The 18260-nt window shown below is 69.5% G+C and carries 16 protein-coding genes; 10 read left to right on the forward strand and 6 right to left on the reverse strand.

Annotated elements, in window-relative coordinates:
* Positions 1 to 88 precede the first annotated feature (88 nt).
* Genes ACWPOC_RS06525 through ACWPOC_RS06540 form a run of 4 tightly spaced genes read left to right on the forward strand, consistent with a single transcriptional unit; the run spans position 89 to position 2832 of the window.
* The gene (locus ACWPOC_RS06525; RefSeq protein ID WP_120281699.1) at positions 89 to 571 is read left to right on the forward strand and encodes a nuclear transport factor 2 family protein; all 483 of its coding nucleotides are present in this window, start codon (positions 89 to 91) and stop codon (positions 569 to 571) included.
* Between the two features lie 14 nt (positions 572 to 585).
* Positions 586 to 1074: a VOC family protein gene (locus tag ACWPOC_RS06530; RefSeq protein ID WP_455408247.1), complete on the forward strand. Its 489-nt coding sequence runs from the start codon at positions 586 to 588 to the stop codon at positions 1072 to 1074.
* Complete coding sequence (locus ACWPOC_RS06535) at positions 1071 to 1742, forward strand: pyridoxal 5'-phosphate synthase (RefSeq protein ID WP_120281700.1); 672 nt, start codon at positions 1071 to 1073, stop codon at positions 1740 to 1742. Before ACWPOC_RS06530 ends, ACWPOC_RS06535 begins: the two co-directional genes overlap by 4 nt.
* 49 nt (positions 1743 to 1791) lie before the next feature.
* Positions 1792 to 2832: an enoyl-CoA hydratase/isomerase family protein gene (locus tag ACWPOC_RS06540; RefSeq protein WP_120281701.1), complete on the forward strand. Its 1041-nt coding sequence runs from the start codon at positions 1792 to 1794 to the stop codon at positions 2830 to 2832.
* A 17-nt stretch (positions 2833 to 2849) separates the two neighbouring features.
* Here ACWPOC_RS06540 and ACWPOC_RS06545 read toward each other — a convergent pair whose 3' ends face one another.
* Positions 2850 to 3467 carry a hypothetical protein gene (locus ACWPOC_RS06545; RefSeq protein WP_455408222.1) on the reverse strand — a complete coding sequence of 206 codons (618 nt, stop codon included), beginning with the start codon at positions 3465 to 3467 and terminating at the stop codon, positions 2850 to 2852.
* Between the two features lie 101 nt (positions 3468 to 3568).
* Positions 3569 to 5278, reverse strand: a complete 1710-nt coding sequence (locus tag ACWPOC_RS06550; protein ID WP_120281703.1) for a peptide chain release factor 3 — start codon at positions 5276 to 5278, stop codon at positions 3569 to 3571.
* Between the two features lie 205 nt (positions 5279 to 5483).
* Here ACWPOC_RS06550 and ACWPOC_RS06555 point away from each other — a divergent pair, with 205 nt between their 5' ends.
* Positions 5484 to 7121 carry a fatty acyl-AMP ligase gene (locus ACWPOC_RS06555; RefSeq protein ID WP_455408223.1) on the forward strand — a complete coding sequence of 546 codons (1638 nt, stop codon included), beginning with the start codon at positions 5484 to 5486 and terminating at the stop codon, positions 7119 to 7121.
* A 25-nt stretch (positions 7122 to 7146) separates the two neighbouring features.
* On the opposite strand, the gene pth is transcribed toward ACWPOC_RS06555, so the two are convergent.
* The 3 genes from pth to ACWPOC_RS06570 form a co-directional block, all read right to left on the reverse strand.
* Complete coding sequence (pth, locus tag ACWPOC_RS06560; RefSeq protein WP_060652160.1) at positions 7147 to 7719, reverse strand: aminoacyl-tRNA hydrolase; 573 nt, start codon at positions 7717 to 7719, stop codon at positions 7147 to 7149.
* Between the two features lie 95 nt (positions 7720 to 7814).
* Positions 7815 to 8423 (reverse strand): 50S ribosomal protein L25/general stress protein Ctc, encoded by a 609-nt coding sequence (locus tag ACWPOC_RS06565; RefSeq protein WP_120281705.1) that lies wholly within the window; start codon positions 8421 to 8423, stop codon positions 7815 to 7817.
* Between the two features lie 218 nt (positions 8424 to 8641).
* Positions 8642 to 9820: an aminotransferase class V-fold PLP-dependent enzyme gene (locus ACWPOC_RS06570; RefSeq protein ID WP_455408224.1), complete on the reverse strand. Its 1179-nt coding sequence runs from the start codon at positions 9818 to 9820 to the stop codon at positions 8642 to 8644.
* Between the two features lie 154 nt (positions 9821 to 9974).
* Between ACWPOC_RS06570 and egtA the strand changes: the two genes are divergently transcribed.
* From egtA to ACWPOC_RS06595, 5 genes are all read left to right on the forward strand, one after another.
* Entirely contained in the window at positions 9975 to 11204 is a 1230-nt protein-coding gene (egtA, locus tag ACWPOC_RS06575; RefSeq protein WP_183070653.1) for an ergothioneine biosynthesis glutamate--cysteine ligase EgtA, read from the forward strand.
* A complete protein-coding gene (gene egtB / locus ACWPOC_RS06580; RefSeq protein WP_455408225.1) occupies positions 11201 to 12496 on the forward strand; it encodes an ergothioneine biosynthesis protein EgtB in 1296 nt (431 codons plus the stop codon). Before egtA ends, egtB begins: the two co-directional genes overlap by 4 nt.
* On the forward strand, positions 12489 to 13238 hold the full coding sequence (gene egtC, locus ACWPOC_RS06585) for an ergothioneine biosynthesis protein EgtC (protein ID WP_120281708.1): 750 nt from the start codon (positions 12489 to 12491) through the stop codon (positions 13236 to 13238). Before egtB ends, egtC begins: the two co-directional genes overlap by 8 nt.
* Positions 13235 to 14191 carry an L-histidine N(alpha)-methyltransferase gene (egtD, locus tag ACWPOC_RS06590; protein WP_455408226.1) on the forward strand — a complete coding sequence of 319 codons (957 nt, stop codon included), beginning with the start codon at positions 13235 to 13237 and terminating at the stop codon, positions 14189 to 14191. Before egtC ends, egtD begins: the two co-directional genes overlap by 4 nt.
* A gap of 64 nt (positions 14192 to 14255) precedes the next feature.
* Positions 14256 to 15482 (forward strand): MFS transporter, encoded by a 1227-nt coding sequence (locus tag ACWPOC_RS06595; RefSeq protein ID WP_120281710.1) that lies wholly within the window; start codon positions 14256 to 14258, stop codon positions 15480 to 15482.
* Here ACWPOC_RS06595 and ACWPOC_RS06600 read toward each other — a convergent pair.
* Complete coding sequence (locus ACWPOC_RS06600) at positions 15451 to 18045, reverse strand: LuxR C-terminal-related transcriptional regulator (RefSeq protein WP_183070654.1); 2595 nt, start codon at positions 18043 to 18045, stop codon at positions 15451 to 15453. The genes ACWPOC_RS06595 and ACWPOC_RS06600 overlap by 32 nt on opposite strands.
* Positions 18046 to 18260: the final 215 nt, after the last annotated feature.

The raw sequence follows: 18260 nt of genomic DNA on the forward strand, positions 1-18260 counted from the left end.
AACAGTGTGATTCCGGCCGCTTGCGCCGGTCGTCCGGGCTAGCCTGGAATGCGAATACTCGCAGGGGGGCGCCAATGGGAGGCCGACGATGGATGTGCAGGCGGTAGCGGAGGTCACGCGGCTCAAATACCGTTATGCGCGAGCGCTCGACACGAAGGACTGGGACGAACTGGCGAAGACCCTCACCCCCGACGCGCACGCCGTCTACGGGGAGCATCTCGTTTTCGACTCGCGCGACGCCTTCATAGGTTTCCTCGAGAACACGCTGGGAACGCGCTTGATCACGGAGCACACGTGTTCCCATCCCGAGATCGACATCGCCGACGACGGCCGCACCGCCACCGGGGTGTGGTTGCTGTCCGACACCGTGATCATCCCCGAGGACGGGATGTTGTTGCGCGGATCGGCCTATTACCACGATCGATACAGTCTCGACGACGACGGATGCTGGCGTATCAGCCGCACCGGTTACCAGCGGAACTGGGAGACGGTCACATGCATGGGCGACGCGGCCTCGGTACGGTTGACGACCAATCGATGGGCGCTGCTGCAGCAACCGAAAGCGTCCTGAGCGGAAACGACACGATGGTCCCGGAAGGCTCCGCCGATTCCCCCCGTTCGGGAGGCTCCGCCGATTTTCCCCGTTCGGGGGCGCTGCCCTACCTGACGGTGCCGCGGGCCCACGAGGCGATCGAGTGGTACACCCGGGTCTTCGGAGCCTCGCTGACCGCCGATCCGGTCGTCATGGACGACGGTCGCGTCGGGCACGCCGAACTGCGGTTCCCCAGCGGAATGGTCTATCTCGCAGACGAATTCCCCGAACTCGGACTCACCGCGCCGCAGGAGGGGGCGGTCTCGGTGAGCCTGATGCTCGAGGTGGCCGACACCGACACGGTGCTCACCCGCGCCCGTCTGGCCGGCGGTTCGGTCGAGAGGTGGATCAACGAGGCCCACGGCCATCGCAACGCCACCCTCCTCGATCCCTTCGGGCATCGCTGGATGCTCGTCGGACCGTTGACCGGCAAGCTGCCGCCCCTCGGGAGTGAACTCCGGCTCGGTACAATGCGGCGATGAGCGAGATCGCGCGTCGCAGTGAGTTTCCCGATGTCCGTGGCTGGATCCGGGCCCTGCCCACCCTCACGGCGTCCGCGCCGCCGTTCGAACCGGCCGCGACGCCGCAGGAGACCTTCCTCCGGTGGCTCACCGAGGCGGCCGAGGCCGGCGTCGCCGAGCCGCACGCCGCGACCCTGTCGACCGTCGACCCATCCGGGACGCCCGACGCGCGCATGCTGCTGATCAAGGACGTCACCGACGACGGCTGGTGGTTCTCCGGTGACGACCGTTCCCCGAAGGGCCGCCAGCTCGATACGACACCGGCCGCCGCGCTCACCGTGTACTGGCGCGAACTCGGCCGGCAGATCCGCGTGCGCGGGCCCGTCCTGGTCGGCCCACCCGAGGTGTGTGCCCGCGACTTCCGGGAACGGTCGATCTTCGCCCGCGCGGTCGCGTCCACGGGACACCAGAGCGAGGTCCTCACCGATCCCGCCGAGTACGACGACCTCGTGCGGGAACGCCTGACCGCGCTCGAACACGATCCGGACCTCGTCTCGCCGCACTGGACGGCGTGGTACGTCGCCGCCGAGGCCGTGGAGTTCTGGCAGGCGGACCCGGGCCGGCGACACCTGCGGTATCGCTACCGGCGGGTGGGGGATCGGTGGGTCACCGAGGAACTTCATCCGTGACGTGTCGCGTGAGAAGGATCCGTCCCTTGCGACCGGTAGGCTCCCGCCCGTGAACGAGTCCTTCATCCGCACACGCGTCGCCAACGGAGTCGGCGAAGTGCAACTCGACCGTCCCGGTGCGCTCAACGCGCTCGACCGGTCGATGATCCGCGACGTCCGTTCGTCGCTTCTCGCCTGGCGCGACGACCCGGCTGTGACGGCCGTGCTCGTCACCAGCACGTCCGACCGCGCGTTCTGCGCCGGTGGCGACGTCAAGCCGGTGCGCGAGGTGGCCCTCGAGGGACGCTTCGACACCGTCCGGGAGTACTTCGCGGACGAGTACCGCCTCGACGAACTGGTCGCCACCTACCCGAAGCCCTACCTTGCGCTTCTCGACGGCGTCACGATGGGCGGTGGCCTCGGTATCTCGGTGCACGGCGCGGTGCGCGTCACCACCGAGAAGACCACGATGGCCATGCCCGAGACCGCCATCGGGTTCGTCCCCGACATCGGGTCGAGCCACTTCCTCCCGCGCCTGCGCGGCACCACCGCACGGTGCGACGCGGTGGGGATGTATCTCGCACTCACCGGTGCCCGCATCGACGCCGGCGACGCGCTGGCCGTCGGCCTGGCCACGCACTACGTGCCCAGCTCCCGCATCGACGACTTCGCCGACCGCATCCGCGCCGGCCGGTGGCGCGACGCTCTCGACGAGTTCGTCGAACCGGCCCCCGAATCCTCCCTGGCGCACCGTTTCCCCGATATCGAGACGGTGTTCGGCGACGGCACGGTGCTCGACATGGTGACCCGCCTCGACGGCCTCACCGACATCGACGCCGAGTGGGCCGAGCAGACCCGCACCGCTCTGCGGTCGTTGTCGCCGACGAGCGTGTGGGTCACGGCCGAACTCATGCGGCGCGGTGCCGAGAGCACCCTCGAGGAATGCTTCGCCCGCGAACTCGACGTCGCCGTGCGCGTCGCCGCGACGCCGGACTTCATAGAAGGTGTGCGCGCCGTGCTCGTCGACAAGACCCGCGACCCGCAGTGGTCGCCCGCGACGCTCGAGGACGTCGATCCGGCGGCGATCGCCGCACTGTTCGGCGACGGATAGCCCCGCGACCTGCTCGTCTACCGGGCGTGACGCTGCGGTACCTGCAGGTCGACGACGATGGGCTGCCCACCGAGGGTCGCGTGGATCTCGGGCTTCTCGAGCCCGCCGGCCAGCAGGTACTCGCCGAGCAGCGTGAGCAGTTCGTCGTTGTCCGCTATCGGGTCGCCGTGCGATCCGGTGCTGCGGGAGTTGCGGGAGGTCAGTTCGTTCTGTGCGAGTCGCGCGGCGATACGCACCGACGCGACGCCCATCGAATTGCGCCGCGACGGGACCGGACCCGGTGCGGTGATCGTGCCCAGGCCCTCGGTGGCCGTCGGGGTCGTCGTGGTGGTGGCGGGCCCGCTCGCGGAGCCGTTCGTGCCGGTGCTGCTCACCAGGGTCGTTCCTTCCTCGGAATTGCCGGCGCCCACCCCGCCGGCCGGGTCACCTTCGAGCGACGATGCGTCCCCCACGCTCGTGCGGTGTGTTCCGGGATCCGGCGTGCTCGTCAGCGGGGTACTGCTCGGAAGAGGAGTGCTCGGCAGCGGGTAGACGAAGGTGCCCGAGCGCTTCGCGCGTCCGGATCGCCTGCTCGTATCCGCCGTCCCACCGGACGACAGGTCCTCACCGGCTGCGGCCGGTACGTCGTCGTTCATCGACACAACTCCTGATTCCACCCGAATACGTCGGATCGACGAAAGGGAAAGTATCAGTAAAATCCGCTGGACGCACTACCCGTCCGGCGTCGCCGGGACGCTCAGTCGGTCGCTGCGACCAACGGTTCGAGAGTCAGCTCCGGCAGCTCCTTGAGGATGTACTGCAGCCGCCACTTGTCGCTGACGAGAGCGAGAAGCACGCCGTCCGACCGGGTGAACACCTCGACGCCGCGCTGGCGGTTCAGTTCGTCGGCCGAAGCCGCATCGGTGCGACGCGCGAGCGAGTAGCCGAGATGCTCGATCTTCGGGTCGACGTTGTACTCGGCCTTCATCCGCGCCGCGACCACCTCGAACTGCATCGGACCCACGGCTGCCATCACCGGCGACGCGTCGCCGCGGACGTCGTTGCGGAGGATCTGCACGACGCCCTCGGAGTCGAGCTGGTCCACGGCCTTGCGGAACTGCTTGTACTTCGAGGCACTCTCGGCCCGCAGGATCGCGAAGTGCTCGGGCGCGAACGACGGGATGGGCGGGAACTCCACCTTCTTGTCGACGTAGAGGGTGTGGCCCGGCGCCAGTGCGGTCGCGTTGACCAGGCCGACGACGTCGCCGGGATAGGCGTTCTCCACCGTGGAGCGTTCGCGGCCGAAGACCGTCAGCGCGTACTTGGTGGCGAAGGGCTTACCGGTCTGCGCGTGCGTGACGACCATGCCGCGCTCGAACACACCCGAGACGACACGCATGAACGCGAGCCGGTCGCGGTGGGCGGTGTCCATGCCGGCCTGCACCTTGAACACGACGGCGCTGAACGGATCGTCGACCTCGCGAGCGGTCTCGTCGATCGCGAGACGGGCCCGCGGCGGCGGTGCGAGCGTGACCAGGGTGTCGAGGATCTGCCGCACACCGAAGTTGAGCATTGCCGACGCGAAGATCACCGGCGAGGTCTGCCCGGCGAGGAACAATTCCTGATCGTGGTCCTGGCCGTTGGCCGACAGCAGTTCGGACTCCTCGGCGGCCTCGACCCAGGTGTCGCCCTCGAGGGCGAGCGCCTCGTCGGGGGACAGATGCTCCTCGGGGGCGATCTTGGCGCCGCCGGCCGTGCGGGTGAACTTGATGTACTCGGCCGCGTCTCCGTCCTCGCCGCGACGCAGCAGACCGCGGAAATCGCCGGCGATGCCCACGGGCCAGAACAGGGGAGTCGGCATCAGGCCGATGCGCTCGTCGATCTCGTCGAGCAGTTCCAGCGGCGTCCGGCCCGGTCGGTCCCACTTGTTGATGACGGTGACCACGGGGATGCCCCGGTGGCGGCACACCTGGAACAGCTTCAGGGTCTGCGGCTCGAGACCCTTCGCCGCGTCGATGAGCATGACGGCGGCGTCGACGGCGGTGAGGACGCGGTAGGTGTCCTCCGAGAAGTCGGAGTGACCGGGGGTGTCGACGAGATTGACGACGTTGACGACCTCGTCGTCGGTGCCCGCGACGTCCGAGCGGGTGTAGTTGAACTGCAGGGCCGTGGAGCTGACGGAGATGCCGCGGGCCTTCTCCATCTCCATCCAGTCGGAGACCGTCGACTTGCGGCCCGCCTTGCCGTGGACCGCGCCGGCCTCCGAGATGACCTTCGCGTGCAGGGCGAGCGCCTCGGTGAGCGTCGACTTACCGGCGTCGGGGTGGGAGATGACGGCGAAGGTGCGTCTGCGCTCGGCTTCGGCTCTGACCTCCTTCGCGGACCCGGGCTTCGCGGTGCCGGAGGACTGCGCAGGCTCCGTCGTGCCGGTGGATTGACTGTCGGCCGAAGCGTGCGGGGTGCTCAACGGGAAAAACCTCTCGAAGGGGGCAGGGAGTAGGGGCGCTATCGCCGCCAACTCGTCCATGTTACTCGGCGATTCGGTGTCGATTTCCGCCAGATTCGATCACGTTTCCCCGAGGCCGCCCCATACCGACCGCTCGACGGCGCACGCTGATGTGCAACTACCGGATCTTGATCGAGGTCGTGCACCACCGGATGAGGAGCGGGTCGTGAGCAGGTTCACCGAGGAGATGTACGCGACGGCGGAGTCGGACACCGGAGCTCTGGTCACCGGCGAACCGGATACGCCGCTGCGGCAGAACTGGGGAGAGATCCACCGGCAGGCCCGCCGCATGGCCGGCGCACTGGCTGCGGCGGGAATCGGGCCCGGTGACGCGGTGGGTGTCCTCGCGGGACAACCGGTGGACATCGCACCGGTCTGCCAGGCCGTGTGGATGCGCGGCGGGAGCGTGACGATGCTGCACCAGCCCACTCCGCGCACCGACCTGCAGATGTGGTCGCGCGACACCGAGGTGGTCCTGCGGATGATCGACGCCCGCGCCGTCGTCCTCGGCGCACCCTTCGAGATCGCGGAGCCGCTGCTGCGCGAACGGGGCATCTCCGTCGTCACCGTGGAGCGGATGCGGGAGGGGAAACCCGTCGATCCCGTCGACACGGCGGAGTCCGACATCGTGCTGCAGCAGCTGACGTCCGGGTCCACCGGCTCGCCGAAGGCGGTGCGGATCACGCACGGCAACTTCTACGCCAACGCCTCGGCGATGATGGACCGCGTCAAGTTCTCGCTCGACGACGACGTCATGATCAGCTGGCTGCCGCTGTTCCACGACATGGGCATGGTGGCTTTCCTCAGCGTCCCCATGCAGGTGGGCGCCGAGGTCGTGTCGGTCACGCCGCTGGACTTCCTCCGCTCGCCGATCCTGTGGGCGGAGCTGATCAGCAAGTATCGCGGAACCCTGACCGCAGCACCGAATTTCGCGTACTCGTTGCTGGCCCGGAAGTTGTCGCAGGCGCAGGCCGGCTCGCTCGACCTGTCGTCGATGCGCTGGATGTGGAACGGCGCCGAGCCGGTCGATCCCGACACGATGGAGGCGCTCGCGGAGGCCGGCGAGCGCTTCGGTCTCGACCCGTCCGCCCTCGCGCCCTCCTACGGGATGGCCGAGACCACGCTCGCGGTGTCGGTCCCCGATCCGGGGCGCGGGATGGTGCTCGACGTGGTGGACCCGGACCTGCTCGAAGCCGGTGGGATGGCCGTGCCGACCAGCCGCACCCACGCGCGTCGCATGCCCACCCTCGGCCGTCTCGTGGCCGGCCTCGAGGGTCGGGTCGTCGGCCACGACGGACAGGTGCTGCCGCCCCGCGGCGTGGGCATCATCCAGTTGCGCGGCGAGGCCGTCACGCACGGCTATCTCACCGTGGACGGACCCGTGCCCGCGCAGGACGCCGACGGCTGGCTCGACACCGGCGACGTGGGCTACTTCACCGAGGAAGGGCTCGTCGTGGTGTGCGGCCGGGTGAAGGACGTCATCATCATGGGCGGCCGCAACATCTATCCCACCGACATCGAGCGAGCAGCGGGGACCGTCGACGGGGTGCGTCCCGGCAACGCCGTCGCCATCCGGCTCGACGCGGGGGACAAGCGCGAATCGTTCGCGGTGGCCGTGGAGACCAAACTCTTCGACCACCCCGACGAGGTGCGCCGCATCGAACACGACGTCGTGCACGCGGTGGTCGCCGAGGTGGGTGTGCGGCCCCGCACGGTCGCGGTACTCGGTCCCGGCAGCATCCCGAAGACCTCCTCGGGCAAGCTGCGTCGCGGCACCTCGCTGGCGTTGCTGACGCGGGCCTGACCGTCCCGCATCGATCGATGCGGGGTCAGTGGATGCGGTTCTGGGCGCCCTCGAGGCCGAGCCTCAACAGCAGTTCGACGGCGTCGGCGCCTTCCTCGCACCACACGTCGAGTTCCTTGCGTTCGGTGGCCGAGAACGGCTTGAGCACGAAGTCGGCGGGATCCTGGCGGCCGGGAGGGCGGCCGATGCCCATCCGGACCCGCAGGTAGTCCTTGGTGCCGAGCGCCGACGAGGTCGACCGCAGGCCGTTGTGCCCGTTCTCGCCACCGCCGAGCTTGAGCCGGATCGTGCCGAAGTCCAGGTCGAGCTCGTCGTGCACGACGATCACGTTCGCGGGATCGACCGAGAAGAACTTGGCCAGGGAGGCGACCGGACCGCCGGACAGGTTCATGTAGGTGCGCGGCTTCGCGATGATCACCTGCCGCCCGTCGAGCCGGGCCTGCACGATGTCGGCGTTGCTGCGCTTGTGCGCGGAGAACTTGCCGCCGACGCGTCCGGCCAGCACGTCGGCCACCATGAATCCGATGTTGTGCCGGGTGTTCTCGTACTTCGGGCCGGGGTTGCCGAGACCGACCACGAGCGCGGCGTCGTCGCCCACGAGCTGATCCTTCCGTGCATTCGAACGACGTGCGGCGCGCCACCCCGAAGGGATGACGCGCCGCACGAGTGACTTCACAGGGAGCCGGTGAAGGCTCAGGCCTCCTCGGAGGCCTCTTCGGCGGTCTCTTCGCCCTCGGTGCCCTCCAGGGCATCGGCGGAGGGAGCCTCGACGATGTTCACGAGCAGCAGCTCGGGATCGTCCTGCAGGGTCGAGCCGGCGGGCAGCTCGACGCCACCGGCCAGGATCTGGGTGCCGGCCTCGGCGCCCTCGATCGAGACGGTGATCTCCTCGGGGATGTTCAGGGCGTCGGCCTCGAGCTTGATGGTGTTGACCTCGTTGACCACCAGCGTGCCGGAGCCGGCCTCACCGGACAGGACGACGGGCACCTCGACGGTGACCTTCTCGCCCTTCTTCACGACGAGCAGGTCGGCGTGCTCGATGTAGCGGCGGATGGGGTGGACGACGACCGACTTGGTCAGCGCGAGCTGATCCTCGCCGTCGATGTCGAGGGTGAGGATGGCATTGGTGCCGTGGTTACGCAGCACGGCTGCGAACTCGAGGTCGGGGAGGGCGAGGTGCCGGGGCTCGGTGCCGTGGCCGTAGAGGACGGCAGGGACCTGGCCGGCGCGACGGGCGCGGCGTGCGGCGCCCTTGCCGAACTCGGTGCGGACGCTGGCTACGAGACGATTCTCGTCGGACATGATGTGACGGCTCCTACGCTGGTGGCACTTCGTGGTCGGGTGTTCTCGAACGAACGGATCCGACACGTGCGACCGGGGAGCACATTGCTTCCGTCGCAGCCGCGTCGATCACGGTGATCCAGCGATATTGCGGTTCACCCTCGCCGAGACAACTCGAACCACTTTACCGGACGACGTCGATCAGGGACAAACAGCCCTGTCGCCGACTCGTATGAGCTTCACGACCGGGCGATGTCGTGCACCGAGGCGAGGAACCTGTCGACGTCGGCGGGGGAGACGAAGTAGTGCGGCGACGCCCGCACCACCGACTGCAGGTCGCGCGAGGTCATGTCCAACAGCGTCGAACTGCGGCTGCTGACCGTGACCGTCACCGACCGCTCGGCCAGGGCGTCGCGGACCTCCCGCGGGTCGCGGCCGTCCAGGGTGAACGAGACGATGCCGCTGCGCTGCTCACCGAGGTCGGTGACGGTGACGCCGTCGATGCCCGCGAGCCCCTCGCGCACGTGCCCGGCCCGGTAGGCCACCGCCTCGGCCACGGCGTCGATACCCAGATCGAGGAGATAGTCCACGGCCGCGCCGAGCCCGAGCCGGGCCGCCACTCCGGCCTCCCACATCTCGAAGCGGGTGGCGTCCGGAGCGAGTGCGTAGCTGTCGGCCGAGGTCCACGAGGCGCTGTGCAGGTCGAGAACGGCCGGTTCGAGTTCGGTCACCAGGCGCGGCCGCACGTAGAGAAAACCGGTGCCGCGCGGACCTCGGAGCCACTTGCGCCCGGTGCCCGACAGCGCGTCGACGTCGAGTTCGGGCACGCTCACCGGCAGTTGCCCCACCGACTGGCACGCGTCGAGCAGCACGAGCGCCCCGACCGCGTGCGCGGCGTCGGCGACCTCCCGGACAGGGTTGACCAGCCCCCCGTTGGTGGGGGCGTGCACGACGGACACGAGCCGCACCCGTTCGTCGAGCATCCCCTCGAGTGCCTCGACGTCGATGCGGCCGGACGGATCGGACGGAACGACCTCGACGGTGGCGCCGGTCGCCCGCGCGCGCTGCAGCGCGGCGATCGCGTTCGCGGCGTATTCGGCCTGCGAGATCAGGATGCGGTCGCCGGGTCGCAGCGGCACCGCGTAGAAGAAGGACGTCCACGCCCGCGAGGCGCCGTCGGACAGCGCGAGGGAGGTCTCCGGCACGTCGAACAGGCGGCCGAGCGAGGTCTTCACGGCCGTCAGGTCGTCGAGCCGTTCGTCGGCCGCCACGTACCCGCCGACCTCGGCCTCGCGCCGCAGGTGCGCGAGCATCGTCTCGAGCACCGGTGTCGGGGGCAGCGACGAGCCGGCGCTGTCGAGAAAGACCCGGTCGAAGCATCCCGGTGTGTCGCGTCGGGCCGCCTGGAGGTCCAGCACGGGCCGCTCACCTCCTCCGTCGTCCGTATCGTCGGGGTCGAGCCTGCCCGGTGGAGTGCGTTCGCGCACGCACCGGTGCGTTATCCGCGCGTCGTGTCCCCGGGCGGGTTAGTCTCGACCGCAGACCTGGCGCACCGGCCGAGGGGGTGGACGAATGGCAATGGCAGTCGATGCCGCAGCCTCCCGTGCCCGTAAGGAACTCGGCTCCCGAGCAGCAGCGGAGGACCACGTCCGCAGCAGGGCGTTCCGGCTGGGAATCCCCAGGCTGATCGGGGTCGAGCTCGAATGGCTCACCGCGCGGGCCGACGGCACCGAATCGCGTCCCGAACTCACGAGGCTCGTCGAGGCCCTCGGGCCTCACGCGCCGCGCACGGTGGCGCCGTCGTCGTCGGCCCGTCCCCTGCCGTCGGGCAGCGCGGTCAGCGTGGAGCCGGGTGGTCAGATCGAGCTGTCGAGCGTGCCGTGCACCTCGGCGCGGCAGGTGTGCGATCGGCTCACGGCCGACCTCCGCATGCTCCGGGCGTTGCTGGCCCGCCGGTCGGTGATCATGCTCGACCGTGCCGCCGACGAGGTGCGGCCTCCCCACCGTCTGCTGCGCACCCCCCGTTACGGGGCGATGGAGCTCCGCTACGACCGCATCGGCCCGATGGGCCGGCTGATGATGAACAGCACTGCGTCGGTGCAGGTTTCCGTCGACGCGGGACGCGACGAGGCGGAGATCGTGCAACGCTGGGAGCTGCTCCACGCCATCGGCCCGGCGATGATCGCGGCCTTCGCGTGCTCACCCCGGTTGCGGGGCGCTCCGGAGGGCGACTGGGTGTCGCAGCGGATGCGCACGTGGCTCGAACTCGATCCCGACCTCGGCCACGTCCACCATCCCGCCGACTACCCGGCGTGGGTTCTCGATGCACCGCTGACCTGCGTGCGTTCGGAGCTGCCGGAGTGGTACGCACCGCCCGGCGCGACCTTCGCGGCGTGGCTCGCGGGTGAGCTCGATGCCGACATCCGCCGTCGGCCCACCGTCGACGATCTCGACTATCACATGACGACGCTGTTCCCGCCGGTCCGACCGTGCGGGCATCTCGAGGTGCGTTATCTCGATGCCCAGCCGGCCGAGTCGTGGCAGGTGCCCGTCGCGGCCTTCGAAGCCCTGCTCTCCGCTCCGGAGGTCTCCGCGGAGGCGTGCGCGATCGCCGCGCCGGTGCGCGACCAGTGGTCCGAGGCGGCCCGCATCGGTCTTGCCTCGCTCGAATTGCGTGCTGCCGCAGCGGGTCTGCTCTCGCTCGCAGCGGAGTCCTCCCGCGACATGCGGTTCACCGCGGCGCTCGACGCGGCCGCGGCACGGTGCCTGCGCGGTCTGGCGCCGGGTGAGGAGGTGCGGTGACACCTGCTCGTGTTGCGCTCAGGCGTCACCTCGAGCGGGCGCGTGCCCGCACCGAGGTACTCACCTCCGTGCCGGAACAGGATCTCACCGCACAACATTCGCCGTTGATGAGCCCGCTGGTGTGGGATCTCGCGCACATCGCCAACCAGGAGGAACGCTGGCTCGTGCGGGTCGCGGGCAGGCGCCCTGCGGTCCGCGGCGACATCGACGATCTCTACGACGCGTTCCGGCATCCCCGCGCGACCCGCACGGGGCTGCTGCTGCTCGATCCCGACGCCGCTCGCGGTTACGCGCGTGCGGTCCGCGATCTCACCTGGGATGTGCTCGAAGACAGGGCATTCGACGACGAGCTGACCCGCGAGGGTTTCGTCTTCGCGATGGTCGCGCAGCACGAACAGCAGCACGACGAGACGATGCTCGCGACACACCAGCTGCGGCAGGGCCCACCTTTGCTCGATGCGCCGGAAGCGCCGCGCACCGGAACCGTCCGCGACACCGAACGCGTCCGGATCCCCGCCGGCACATTCGAGATGGGCACGTCCACCGATCCGTGGGCTCTCGACAACGAGCGCCCGGCGCACGTCGTCGAGGTGCCGGAGTTCGAACTCGACGCGGTGCCCGTCACCAACCGTCGTTACCTCGGGTTCGTCGAGGACGGCGGGTACGAGCGGCCCGAACTGTGGAGCGAGGCAGGCTGGCAGCACCGCCTCGACGCCGGTCTCGAGGCCCCGCAGTTCTGGAGTTGCGACGACGAAACAGGGTGGAGCCGAACGGCCTTCGGTCGCACGATGCCGCTGCATCCGGACGAACCGGTCGTGCACGTGTGCTTCCACGAAGCCGAGGCGTTCGCCCGCTGGGCCGGGGGACGTCTTCCGGCCGAGGCCGAATGGGAGAAGGCGGCGCGCTGGGATCCGGCCACCGGTCGCAGCCGCCGATTCCCGTGGGGCGACGAGGATCCCGGTCCCGGCCACGCCAATCTCGGTCAGCGCCATCTCGGTCCCGCCGTGGTCGGCGCGTATCCGCAGGGAGCGTCACCGCTCGGAGTGCACCAGTTGATCGGCGACGTGTGGGAGTGGACGTCCACACCGTTCACCGGTTATCCGGGCTTCCGCGCGTTCCCGTACCGCGAGTACTCCGAGGTCTTCTTCGGCGACGGCCACCGGGTTCTGCGTGGAGGATCGTTCGGGACCGACGAGGTCGCGTGCCGCGGGACCTTCCGCAACTGGGATCTGCCCATCCGCCGCCAGATCTTCGCCGGGCTCCGCGTCGCGTACGGGACGGGCGATGTGTAGACATCTGGCGTACATCGGACCGGAGACGAACGTCGCCGCACTGCTGTCCACCGGAACCAATTCGCTGCTCCGCCAGTCGTGGGCGCCCACCGACATGCGTGGAGGAGGGACGATCAACGCCGACGGCTTCGGCGTCGGATGGTGGAGTGCCGAAGGCACTTTCGGACGCTACCGATCGGCGTTGCCGATCTGGTCCGATTCCTTCGTCGGTGAAGGCCTGACGTCGATACGGTCGCGCACCGTCGTCGCCGCGACCCGCTCGGCCACCGAGGGGATGCCCGTCGAACGATCGGCGGCCGCACCCTTCTCCGACGACCGGTGGGCGTTCAGCCTCAACGGAGTCGTCCGGGGCTGGCCGGGATCGCTCGTCACCCTCGCCGGTGCGCTGCCCGTCGCCGAACTGCTGCGACTCGAATCTCCGACCGACGCCGCCACGTTGTGGCTCCTGCTGCAGTCGCGGCTGCGCTCGGCCGATCCCGAACCGGCGCTGCTCTCGCTCGTCCACGACGTGCTGGAACTCGCACCGGACTCTCGTCTGAACATGTTGCTGTGCAACGAATCCGGGATTTGGGCCACCGCCTGGTACCACTCGTTGTGGACGTTCGTCGACGAACAGGTCGCGATCGTGGCGTCCGAACCGTTCGACGACGACAGCCGCTGGACACCCGTACCCGACCGGCATCTCGTCGCCGCGATGCCGGGCAAACTCATCGTCTCACCACTGGAGGTCGGCTCACCGTGATCGTCGACGTGCACCTGCGCCCTGAGGACCTCGACGCCAAACTGCGCGAGGACGCACGGCGCGGACTCACGTCCGATCCCAAGTACCTGTCGCCCACCTGGCTGTACGACGCGCGCGGCAGCGAACTGTTCGACGAGATCACGCGGCTGCCCGAGTACTACCCGACGCGCACCGAGTTCAGCCTGCTGCGCCGGCACGCCGCCGACTTCGCCGACGCCGCCCGCCCCGAGATGCTCGTCGAACTCGGCTCCGGGTCGTCGGAGAAGACGCACGTGCTGCTCGACGCCCTCGAACCGTATCTCCACACCTACGTGCCGCAGGACGTCTCCGAACCGGCACTGCGGTCGGCCGTCACCAGACTGGCGGCGGAGTATCCGAACCTGACGGTGCACGGGGTGGTCGGCGACTTCACCGATTCGCTCGCGCATCTCCCTGCCGACGGGAAACGCGCGATCGCGTTCCTCGGTGGCACCATCGGCAACCTCGTCCCGAGCGAACGCGCACAGTTCCTCTCCGGGACGGCCGCGATCCTCCATCCCGGTGAGTGGCTGCTCCTCGGGGCCGGGCTCGTCATCGACCGCGACACCCTGATCGCCGCCTACGACGACGCGGCCGGAGTGACGGCGGAGTTCGACCGGAACGTCCTGCGCGTGCTCAACGACCGGCTCGGCGCCGACTTCGATCCCGGCCGGTTCGTGCACCGTGCCGTCTGGGACGCGGAGAACGAATGGATCGAGATGCGACTCGAGGCGACCGAGGCGATGGACGTGACGATCCCGGGCCTCGACCTGCAGATCTCTTTCGCCGAGGGCGAGCAGATCCGAACCGAGATCTCCGCGAAGTTCCGCCTCGTCGGTATCTCGCAGGAACTCGCCGACGCGGGATTCGTGGTCCGGCACGAATGGGTGGATCCGGACGGACGGTTCGTCCTGCTCGCCGCCTCCCGGGAGTAGTCCTCGAAAGGACGCCGACGAACCGATTCGACTTCCGCCGCGCCGACACGGGACGCTGGAGGACATGACGTCCTCCCGTCCCGTCCTGACGACCCCGGTGCTGTTGCTCATGGCCGTGGCGACGGGTCTGTGCGTGGGAGGCAACTACTTCAACCAGCCGCTGCTCGACTCGATCGCCGAAGCACTGGACACCTCCCGATCTGCCGCCGCCTCCACCGTGACGGTCGCGCAGGTCGCCTACGCGCTCGGGCTGCTGTTCCTCGTGCCGCTCGGCGACATGTTCCCGCAGCGGCGGCTGGCGGTGATGCTCATGCTGGCCGCGGCGGCGGGGCAGGGGCTGAGCGGATTCGCGCCGAACATCGGGGTGCTCGTGGTGGGCACCGCGATCGCCGGTCTGTTCTCGGTGGCCGCGCAGGTGCTGGTGCCGTTCGCGGCGACCCTCGCGACGCCGGAATCGCGGGGTCGCGCGGTCGGCACGGTGATGAGCGGGTTGCTCGTCGGGATCCTCGTGGCGCGGAGTGTCGCGGGCATCCTCGCCGAACTCGGCGACAGCTGGACGACGGTCTACCGGGTGAGCACGGTCGCCATGGTGATCGTGGCCCTCGCGTTGTGGCGGGTGCTGCCGGCGACCCCACCGGTGGTCCGCCAGGGTTACGGCAGCACGCTGCGATCCCTCGGGACGTTGATCGTCACGCATCCCCGACTGCGGACCCGGACGCTGCTCGGCGGACTGGGTTTCGCGTCGGTGGGCGCGTTGTTCTCGACGATGGCGTTCCTGCTGTCCGACCCGCCGTTCGGCCTCGACGACCTGCAGATCGGGCTCGTCGGGCTGGCCGGGGTGGCCGGTGCGTTCGCCGCGACCGCGGCGGGCCGGCTCGTCGACCGCGGTTACGGACCACCGACGACGGCGGTGGGTGTGGTCACGCTGGTCGCGTCGTGGGCGGCGCTCGCGGCGGGCGGGAGTTCACTGGTGTGGTTCGTCGTCGGGATGCTCGTCGTCGACCTCGCGCTCAATCTCGTGCACATCACCAACCAGAACATCGTGTACGCCCTCGACCCCGACGCCCGCTCGCGCGTCAATTCCGTCTACATGACGGGCTACTTCGTCGGAGCGGCGTCCGGTTCGGCGCTCGGCACGATGGCGTGGAGCGTCGGTGGGTGGACCGCGGTGTGCGTGCTCGGTGTCGGGCTGGCGGCCCTCGCGGGCGTCGTGTGGGCGCTCGATCTGCGGCTCGCCGCCCGGATGCGTGCGCGTTCGGCTACAGCGACCGGCGGACCGGCAACAACCTGAGATCGCGCGCCCGGCCGATCGCCTCCACCCGCGTGTGCACTCCGAGCTTGCGGTAGATGCTGCGCAACTGGGTCTTGATCGTGTTGTGCGAGACGAACAACTTCTTCGCGATGTCGGCGTGCGTCGATCCCAGCGCGAGCAACTCCAGCACGTCCGTCTCACGCCGGGACAGTTCGACGTGGGTGACGGGTTCGGTGAAGACGGACCCGATCGCCTCGTCCGGGCCGATGGGACCGCCGAGTTCCGCGAGACGCCCGGCGACACCCTCGGCGAGAGTCGTGAAGGCGCGGCGGTTGCCGAGGGCCTCGGCGAGGGTGCGGGCCCGCTGCCAGCTGCGTACCGCGGCGTCCTTCTCGTCGAGATCGAGGTGGGCGCTCGCCTCCATGAGCAACGCCTCGAGATGTGCGCGCGGGAAACCGCACTCCGTCCACGGAACGCGCTTGAGTTTCTTGAGCGCGACGTCGGGATGGCCGGTGAACAGTTCGACGCGCGCGTTCGTCACCACGAGCATCGGATGGTTCTGCGGCGACTCCTCGGCGAGGGCGCGCGCGAGGTTGCCGTTGCCGAGCGCCAGCTGCAGGTCGATCTCGGCGGCGCCGAGCAGGATGCGCGAGAACGCGCCGCGGTCGAACAGATCGTGGTGCGAGGCGATGAGCCGGTGGAGTTCGGTGAGTCCGTCGTAGGCGTTGCCCGTCGCCAGGTTGTAGTAGGCCCGGCCGTAGGCGACGAATCCCCAGAGTTCCTCCGAGACCCGCGGGACGCCGAGCTCGTCGAGATATTCGACGGCACGGTCGAGCTCGAGCGAGTCGAGGTGGACGAGCGTGGACGCAACCCGACCACCCACCTTGACCATCTCTCCCCAGCGGCCCTCCGTGGGCTCGGCGTTGCTCTCGGTGCGCAGCCATTCGCGGGCGCGTGGATTGTCGCCGGTCACCGCCCAGTTCAGCGCCGAGCTTCCCGCGGCGTTCTGGATGACGAAGGCGATGTTCGCGGCGTAGGCACCGCGGTAGGCGCGGCGGAAGACGGTGGTGGACTCGGTCAGATATCCGGCGAGCTGGAGCGTGATCGCCCACTGCACTCGCAGCAGCGGGAGCTGCGGGCCGAGATCGTCGGGCCGGTGTTCGAGGATCGAATGGACGAGTGGACGCAACAGGAGCGTCAACCGCGCGGCCTCACCGAATTCGCCCGAGACCCGCAGGGTCAGGGTCTGCACCGTCGCGACGTACACGGCCTGGGCGGCCCCGGGTGTCTTCCCGAGCTCGGCGAGTTCGTCGGGATCCGTGGGCAGGGAGGCGTGCAGGATCGAATGTTCGTCGAGCATCTGCGTGAACAGCGCGCGACCGGCCTGGACCGACGGGTGGTCGCCGAGCTCCTGGTCGGGGATCTGCCGGAGCACCTTGACGAGAACGTCGAAGGAACTGTCGACCATGCGCGCCCAGGATTCCTCGACGATCGCCACGGCGGTCTCCCAGTCGCCGGCCTCGACCGCGTAGATCGACGCCTCGGCGGGCTTGCCGGCGTCGCGGTGCGCCCGGGCGAGTTCGACGAGCAGGGCGTCGACACGTCCGGGTTGCTCCCGGCGGGAGATGTCGAGCACGCACGAACGGACGGCGTCGGGCCACCGCCATGTCCGGGGATCGTCGAAGGGCGAATCCATCACGAGGCCTGCCGCTGCGAGCATGGCCAGTGATGCTTCGGCATCCGCCGTGCCCGTCAGTTCGGCTGCCCGGTGGGCGGTGACACTGTGGGCAGCGGCGACCGAGAACGCGAACTCGCGGTGCGCGTCGTCGAGTTCGTCGAGCCGGTTCTCGACGTACGTCCGCACGAGGCGGGCCAAGGCAGGGGTCGGCAGTCCCCGGGAGTCGATCAGGCGCTGGGGCCGGCTCCGGGCGACGACCGCGGCCGCCGAGACCAGGGTGGGCACACCACCGAGCACGCGACACACGACCTCGCACTCGCTGTCGGTGCGCTCCGGTCCGGCATCGCGCAACAGCGTCGTCGTCTCCTCGACGGTGAAGGCGAGATCAGCCGCCGGGACGTACGTTGAGTCGATCCCGCGGAGGACGACCTCGGTCATGTCGGTGCTGTTGCCCGGCAGGCAGACGATCGCGTCGAGCCGTGGGCAGTGGTCGAGCAGCCGGAGGGTTCCGTCGAGCACCTCGGCCGAGTTCTGCGGCGACACGCAGGCGAGCACGAGCAGGCAGGCCGACTTCAGATCGCGGAAGGTACGGACCACACGCTCGGTCGGGGAATCGTCGGGACCGCCGGTGGAGACCTCGACGGCCGGGTGGTCGGCGAGAACCTCGAGCACACGCTCGGACAGGTCGCCCTCGCCGTCGCCGGACGCGGCGAGTTCGGGGACCCAGACGATCGTGTGGTCGGGTGCGCCGCCCCGATGGAGCCATCCTGCAACGAGGGTCCGTTTGCCGAAGCCCGGGGGAGCGTCGATCACCGTCAGCGTGGAGCACCGGTCGAGACACGCGAACAGTCGGGGCCGCGCCAGAGCCGAGGACAACGAACGCCACGCGGGTGCACCGACGCGAGGGGAGCCGGAAACACTCACGCGCACTCCTTCGGAAGGCTACGGTCCCATCTGCGCAGGCGTCGACGCCCGAGCAGCGTCCCCCGACAGGCTCTTGGTCGATCACAGACTACCTGGTCCGTTGTCGTGAGGTGCGGTAACGACAACCGTCGTGACGTGCGGTAACGACGGCAGCCCCGCACCCGGACCGTCGAGCGGACTCGACGGAGCGGGGCGGGGCTGCGGCGGTGCGGTCC

It is taken from the genome of Rhodococcus sp. 5G237, assembly GCF_053764735.1.

Coding starts and splice junctions, on each gene's coding strand:
- ACWPOC_RS06525 (WP_120281699.1), top strand. CDS start 89: ATGGATGTGCAGGCGGTAGCGGAGGTCACGCGGCTCAAATACCGTTAT.
- ACWPOC_RS06530 (WP_455408247.1), top strand. CDS start 586: ATGGTCCCGGAAGGCTCCGCCGATTCCCCCCGTTCGGGAGGCTCCGCC.
- ACWPOC_RS06535 (WP_120281700.1), top strand. CDS start 1,071: ATGAGCGAGATCGCGCGTCGCAGTGAGTTTCCCGATGTCCGTGGCTGG.
- ACWPOC_RS06545 (WP_455408222.1), bottom strand. CDS start 3,467: ATGAACGACGACGTACCGGCCGCAGCCGGTGAGGACCTGTCGTCCGGT.
- ACWPOC_RS06565 (WP_120281705.1), bottom strand. CDS start 8,423: ATGTCCGACGAGAATCGTCTCGTAGCCAGCGTCCGCACCGAGTTCGGC.
- egtA (WP_183070653.1), top strand. CDS start 9,975: ATGGCAATGGCAGTCGATGCCGCAGCCTCCCGTGCCCGTAAGGAACTC.
- egtC (WP_120281708.1), top strand. CDS start 12,489: ATGTGTAGACATCTGGCGTACATCGGACCGGAGACGAACGTCGCCGCA.
- ACWPOC_RS06595 (WP_120281710.1), top strand. CDS start 14,256: ATGACGTCCTCCCGTCCCGTCCTGACGACCCCGGTGCTGTTGCTCATG.